The following is a 6,760-nucleotide window of genomic DNA, read 5'->3' on the forward strand; positions in this document are numbered from 1 at the left end:
CTTTTGCCTAGAAAAGCCCCACCAGCCCCACCCTAGGGCTAACTTTACCTTTGCGCCCCTACCAGCCCCAACCCTAGGTTAACTTACCTACCTTTGCGCAGAAAAGCCCCCCTACACGCCCCAGCCCTAGGGTTTACTTCCTTGCTACCTTTGCTTCGAAAAGCAGGGCTTAGCTTACTCACACCCGAACCTGAACTTACAAACTCTCTCTGGAACCAAGTCCTATCTACTTCCTCCATTCCTCCATTGTGTATAAAGTCCTCTTTTCTTCATCTGGTCTTTTTGTTGCAGAGATAACGGACCCAACCAGATGATTGATTTCGATCGGACTTTTTTTCGGCTTGAAGCTTTAGGCACACTTGCGATAGTTGTAAGAGAGTAGGGTTAAAGGGAGCGGAGTCCATAAAGGCGCAATTTACCCTGTCTTCTAAGTGCAATCTACGCGTAAAAAGTCAGTTTCGCCCATGGGGCCCTACTTCTCCCTTTTTTTTCACAAAAGTGACGTGAAAAGTTGCGCGATAAAAAGTTGTAGCACTTCCATCGCTGGATACGGGTAGAAAAGGCCGTGAGAGGGAGAAAACTCGACTTAGTTGGCGTAACATGCAGATTTAGTCAAAGTCAAAGTCAAAGTTTATGTACAATGTAACCCGTAGTGGGTGGTAAAAGTTAACAAAGGTTAAGCGTGCCACGTCCTTAATCCACGGGTCCGGGACCGCCGCACATTTAGTGCTACAGTCCAGAGAGTAGAGGAAGGGGGAACTACGCATCCACGACAACTTTCACTCTGGTCCTACAAACGAACGTTCACACAGCGTATTCATGCATATTACTCGGTGCGGAGAAGTGAGGAGCAGCAGGCAGGCCGGAGGCAAGGCCAAATTCGACGAGGAGGTTTCTGGGGCAGCACCAGGTATAGAGGCGAAACTCAGCCGGAAGCGGACGGCTGACTGGCAAGCCCATCGTCGTATCGAGTGTAGCAAGAGCATTGCAATGTTAGGTTCAAGCGTCGGGGTAGAAATCCAGTTGCCGTGGAAGGTGTGTCTCATGTCTTCGGTCTATCTTTGAAATACAGCATGTACAGCGGTCCCGGAAAAGCACAGCCCCCATCTCGTCCCCTGTCTGCAACTGGTGTCTTCCTGCCCTGTTGGCATAATCCGCCACCACAAGGTTAGAAGAGCAGCACGGACCTCCACCAATGCTCATATTAGGCGAGCACCCCGGTCTGGCCACATAGGGGCACCTACGTAAGGCAAGCACCCTAGACTACGCGGTTCCAGATGTACAGGTTTGAGGCAGAGGGAACCTAACTTCCCCACCAATGCTTTCTTAGGACAAGCACCCCATACTGGCCACTCAACAGGATAGAGGTATTGCAACACCCGCAAGTGCGCATCTCTCTGGGCCCGTGAGCAGTACCAGTGGGACATGGGTTTGAGGTGTGGGAAGCCGCTACACCAGGGTAGCGATGCCTACTATTAGGCACCCCTAACCACAGGCAGAGCCAAAACAGGGATGGGATCAACTGTACCTAAGTCCAACGTACGGGAAGGCCTAGGCCTTCTCGTACAGGAGAAGGTAGCTGTCGCGGCTAACCTCCCCCTCCTGAGAAAATACCGTATCTTGTCTCACAGTAGAGACATTCGCATCATCAAAGAGCTCCCATTGTCGGCTCTCTGTTAACTCACTTCCTCTATTCTGCACGTACGCAACGTAGTGTCCTGCCAGCGGGGAGTTCCCGCGGTGAACAACTATCGCCCGTAGACGCAGTGTGGTTAAACCACCAGTTTCAGCTTGTAGCTGAATTGACTCATTAGCAACTAATGGGGCACGCGTCTTAACGCAAGCTGCCTGCCCCATGTTATCTATGTTCCACTCAAATCTTTTCACTTGGATGAGCATACCCTCCCTAATCTCCACAAGATGATCTCTCTTAACAGCCTCATTAGAGGCACAGTTTTCGCAATTAAGTTCAACAACTTCTTCCGTTCCAATTTGTGCGTCCATGGCTTCTTGAATTGAAGTCACCTCTGGTGCAATAGTCAGTGGGAGCGTCCAGAAGACCTGTTGTTGTCCTCCTGGTGTCTCACATCCTCTGCATGTCACCCTCTCTGCCAGTTCGCCCCTTAGCAGGCTACTCGGTGGGTCCAATGGCTTATTCGTGTTATCCATTTCTACTCCCAATCGATCTAGAAGAAGAGCAACCAATTCCTGTGCATCTTGCTGATCGTTACCTTGAAAACACACATTGTGATTCCCCATCTCAGCCTTCAAATCCCATGGGTTGGTTGTTCTTAATTTCAGCTCCTCTCTTATGCGTCTCAACGCAGTTACGGCTGGTCGTTGGCCTTCATCTGGAGACACTGTATCTAGCCACCTATCGACTCCAGGCATTGCGAACAATGCCTGGAGCGAGGCGTTTAGATAGCAGGTGTTGCCCAGGTTAACAAGCCCAAATCCACGTTGGCCTGGTTGCGCGCTTGGGTTACGGTCCCGGGCGATCACAGGCCTAGGTCGTGCCCTAACTTCAGCTCTCGTACCGCTGCTAGCCGCAGTGGACTCGGTGTCCCTCCTAATCACGGTCAGGGGGGCCACATTGGTTACCCCTTCTCGCTCCTCGTTGTGCCTTCTTTCCAGAATATGGCGAACCATGTCAGTCTTGGAAACAACTCGCAAGCCTTTGATTCTTTCAAATTCCCTCGCATTCTCAGCCTTCTTTTTGGCTAACCCCTCCTTGTATAGCAGTACGGCGTTTTCAGCTTCAGCCACCTCCGTCAGGGCACTACTGCTCATAGGCGGCGGTGATTCCACCTCCATGTCCTGGCTCTCCGTTTGATTGAGGCCATTTTCCTCCCAGAGTCGCTCTTGCACCCTCTTCAACACTAGCTGTCGCTGTAGGAGGAGGGCCACCGACACTTTGAATCCACATTCTGCAATTTTCCATCGCAGCTTTTCTAGTCTCTCTACCCCTTCAAACCGTTCCTGGTCCGTCTGACCCAACGCTTGGGCAGTACATTCTGCCCACTTAAGGAAGGCTCTAGGTACACACCCAAGTAAGGAGTCCATGACTGGGCCAGATGCGGCAATCAGCTGAGCAGCCTTGTTGGCTTTATCACCCCAAGACTCTTCCGCTGCCCCTGGAAAGGGCAGAACGAAGTTCACCGTTCTCTCAAATATATTAGGCGTAGCTGGTCCTAGGCGGATTAGCCTCAGCATAGCTTGGTGCGCCGCTGTTCTGCATCTCGCTCTATGAGCTGCTAGGGCTCTACAGTCCATAAGCACGTGTTCTAGAGTCTCCGGGCGTCCTGCATCACACAGTTTACATAGGCCATCCCCAAAGACGACTTGCCATTTTGGGGCTAGCGTGGGTTCCAATGAAATCACAGCTCCAATTTGCAGCTTAGACAGTGTTGTCTGTGTGAGAGAGATCACCTCAAGGATAAAGGAGTTGGCAGTATGCCTAGCTACTTCTCCCCGTAGATTTTCTCCCTGCCAGTTGGTCTTCAGTGCCACCCCTCCGGTGGCCCTGAGTGGCTCACCGATCTTCCTTGCAAAGAATTGTCTGATCCGGCTTCCCATATGCCGCACAGGATCCTCGCGATGTCGGCTTACTAACAGCGCCTGGGGTACACTAGGCCATGGGGCCTGCATGCCTCGCCGCACCTGCAGTGGTCCCTGATAGTCCCTGGCACGCACAGCATTCGCTGTTAGGTCTGCCCATGCATTGCCAGACTTAGCAAGCAACCACTCTTCCGGGGTATACAGCGCTCTTTGACGAGCAATCCGAGGGCCCCAGTACCAAGGACGTTCCTCCATCTTATCCTCCTGATGGGAATAAATATGCCTCAACTCGGTGTGCCAACCGATTCTCTCTCTTACTGCCATCATTCTTCTAATTTGCATTGCCAGCGCAATATTCTTGTAGTTGAAGTACTCAACCTTTGAGCTTCTTTGCTTCTTAATGAACTCAATCGAGCTAAGTGAGTCTGTTACAATTAAGAGGTCCCGCACCGGGAACATCCGGAGAACATGCCATATCTCGTAGAGCTCAGTATCGTACGATCCTGTCAGCTCATGGTGGCTTAGGTCCTGCACACCTTGGAATTTGTGTTTGGTCCCGTCTTCCAGCATAATGCAGGCGTCAAAGGCTGCTGCCCCTCGAATCTCTCCATCAACTGGACCATACGACCCATCTGTCATAACTTGAACCTTAGCAATTGGACTATCAAAATTAAAGTCTTGGTGAAGACGAGGCGAGAAAAGGCCATTGTCTCCATGCTTACTAGTATAGTTCTCAACCATTTTTCGTACATGGTCATAGTACCATTTAGACTCAGGTCTCGTGAGCGGCAACAGAATACGGGTGTTATAGTTGTTCTGCTCCGGGGTCCGAATAGCCCCAATTAAGCAGTTACCATTCCGCAACAGACCATGTGGGTCGTAGACAAACTTCCCACCACCGTTGAAGGTGGACACCATGGGCGCACGTACAAATTTCGTAAAGAACTCTTGTTCGGAGATAACTCTCCCATTCCTCATTAACTGGCGGTATCGTGTGATACCATGCAGCACTAGGAATTCCGGCACTGACGCCCACCGCTTTGGAAGATCAGAAACCGTATCCTGTCTCTCCTCTAGCTGTCTATCAGCTGAGCGAACCTTGAGATCCATGTTCCAGTAAAACAGGGCCTGCCTGACCTCGTTTACCATCGCATGCGCTCTCCTGTAAGCAAATTCAACTGGCTTAATGTAGTCTTCCTGAGGTGCAAAATGCAGGGTAGCTACAGCCTCTGGACCAGAACACTCATCAAAGAGGTGCTGTAGGCGCTTGAAGGCGCACACTTCCTGCCCGTACCACCGTGCCAAATGTGGGTCGCCGGTGCTACGTAGCACCTGAAATCGGCCCCCACACCTCGATTCCACCCTGCAGACTTGCTCCATGAAAACATCATGTGGCAGCCCCTGCGTGGATAACCCCATTTGTACATTGTACCCCATAAATTCCGATCGAGCTAGCTCTTCTATGTTAACCAGGCCCCGGCCCCCCTCTACCTTAGGTTGGTAGAGGAAGAGGTTATTAAAGTTCCAGAATCTGTTAGCATATCGCCGTTTCACCTCCTTTCTACTCTGACGATCCCACTTGACAAGGTTTGTCTTGTTAATTTTCAGGACCTTAGCACTGTAACTAACTAGCCCTGCGATCACTGCGTTTGCGACGACAACCGCTGCTTCGCTACTCAAGTCATCTTTCCAGACAGATCTCCAGGTCTTCATCACCGATGTGTCCAGCTTCTTAAAGTGCGCAGACCAGCATAGTTCTGGGTTAAATAAGATTCCCAGGTACTTGTACGACTCCTTAGGTTTGTAATACCTAACCTTGTTCTCCTCTGTCTGAGCAGACGGGTCATCCGTTACGTAGAGGTCTGGCCACACCTCCTCATACTGGCTGGCCCAGTCTTTAACATGAATCCCAGACTTGCTAGGACTAATATTCAGCCGCGCTTCCTTGCAAAACAGCTTCACCACACTGAAGAGGACCACCATATCCTCCCAGTTGTCCGACAAAAGCACAATATCGTCCGCATACGCTAGGACCGGGATCCTCTTCTTCATATGAGTGAGAGGGATTCCACGTTGTGGAGTAACTTCCTCTGGATTTCCGTCATTTACTTCCTGGCCTGAAGAAACTCCTTGTTGTGCATTGGATTCTAACACCTCCAATAGGGGGTTGAGAACCAGTACAAACAGGAGGGGGCTAATTACATCACCCTGGGCAACTCCGCATGTAACCTCGATGGGTTCCGAGGTTGCATTCTCTGTCTTAATGCATGTCTGCCGATTTCTTAAGGTGAGCTCGATCGCTCGAACTAGGTTTTCTGGCACCCCATAGAATCTCAGGGTCCGTACTACAAGCTCGAATTGAACACTATCGTAGGCCTTCACTAGGTCCACATAGAGTGCAATAAACTTCTTTTTTCGTTGTTTTTGGAGCTCCGCCAGACCGATAAGAGAGCTGATATGCTCATGCGTTCCCCGATTGGCCTGAAACCCAGCCTGCGAACGCACAAGGATGTCCTTTGATTCAACGTAGTGCTCCAATCGCCTCTTAAGCAACATCGTGTAAAGCTTATACACTGAATTCAACATAGTTATAGGGCGGTAGTTAAGAGGATTAGTCCTTGCTCCGTCCTTATACAGTAAGATGGTCTCTCCACGTTGGACCTCTGGAGGAGGGCCGTACTCCCACCAGCAGTTCATAGTAAGGAGCAGGAGCTCTAAAGCAGCCGAGGGTTCCTCCCCCTCGTCTAGCAGCTCCTTCCATACTTCTGCTGGTAACCAATCTTGACCCGGCATCTTGCCAGTCTTCAGTGACTTGATACCCTTGCGTAATTCATCTAGCGTGAAGTGGGTTTGATCTGGTTCCTGCGGACGGCGTTTAGCTTCCGGCAAGAACTTACCAATGCCATCACCAAGTTCGAGAAAGTTCTGAAAATACGATTTCCATTGCCCTGTGGCAACCTCATTCACCACTTTCGGGTCGGTGGTAATTTCCACCTCCCCTAGTTCATTGACCACCTCAGCCTTCCCAAACAGCATATTCTTACGACGTTTCAATTCCTTAAGGGCATCAAACCCGGAGACCGACATTTTGTGTCTCATTTTCTCCCAAAATTGCTCGGCGTCCGATTTTTCCGGGAGGCCTGCGATAATCAGCTTTTTGTTGGCTTGAGCTTTTTTCATAACTTTTGTTAGCTCTACTCGT

General features: G+C 50.5%; 1 protein-coding gene. It reads right to left on the reverse strand.

Annotated elements, in window-relative coordinates:
- Positions 1–1,551: 1,551 nt before the first annotated feature.
- Complete coding sequence (locus V6D20_23905) at positions 1,552–6,738, reverse strand: reverse transcriptase domain-containing protein (protein ID HEY9818825.1); 5,187 nt, start codon at positions 6,736–6,738, stop codon at positions 1,552–1,554.
- Between the last annotated feature and the right edge of the window lie 22 nt (positions 6,739–6,760).

The sequence above is a fragment of the Candidatus Obscuribacterales bacterium genome (assembly GCA_036703605.1).
In the GTDB taxonomy this organism is placed as follows: Bacteria; Cyanobacteriota; Cyanobacteriia; order RECH01; family RECH01; genus RECH01.

Excerpts from the sequence above, each read along its gene's own strand:
- V6D20_23905 (HEY9818825.1), bottom strand. The coding sequence starts at position 6,738 with ATGAAAAAAGCTCAAGCCAACAAAAAGCTGATTATCGCAGGCCTCCCG.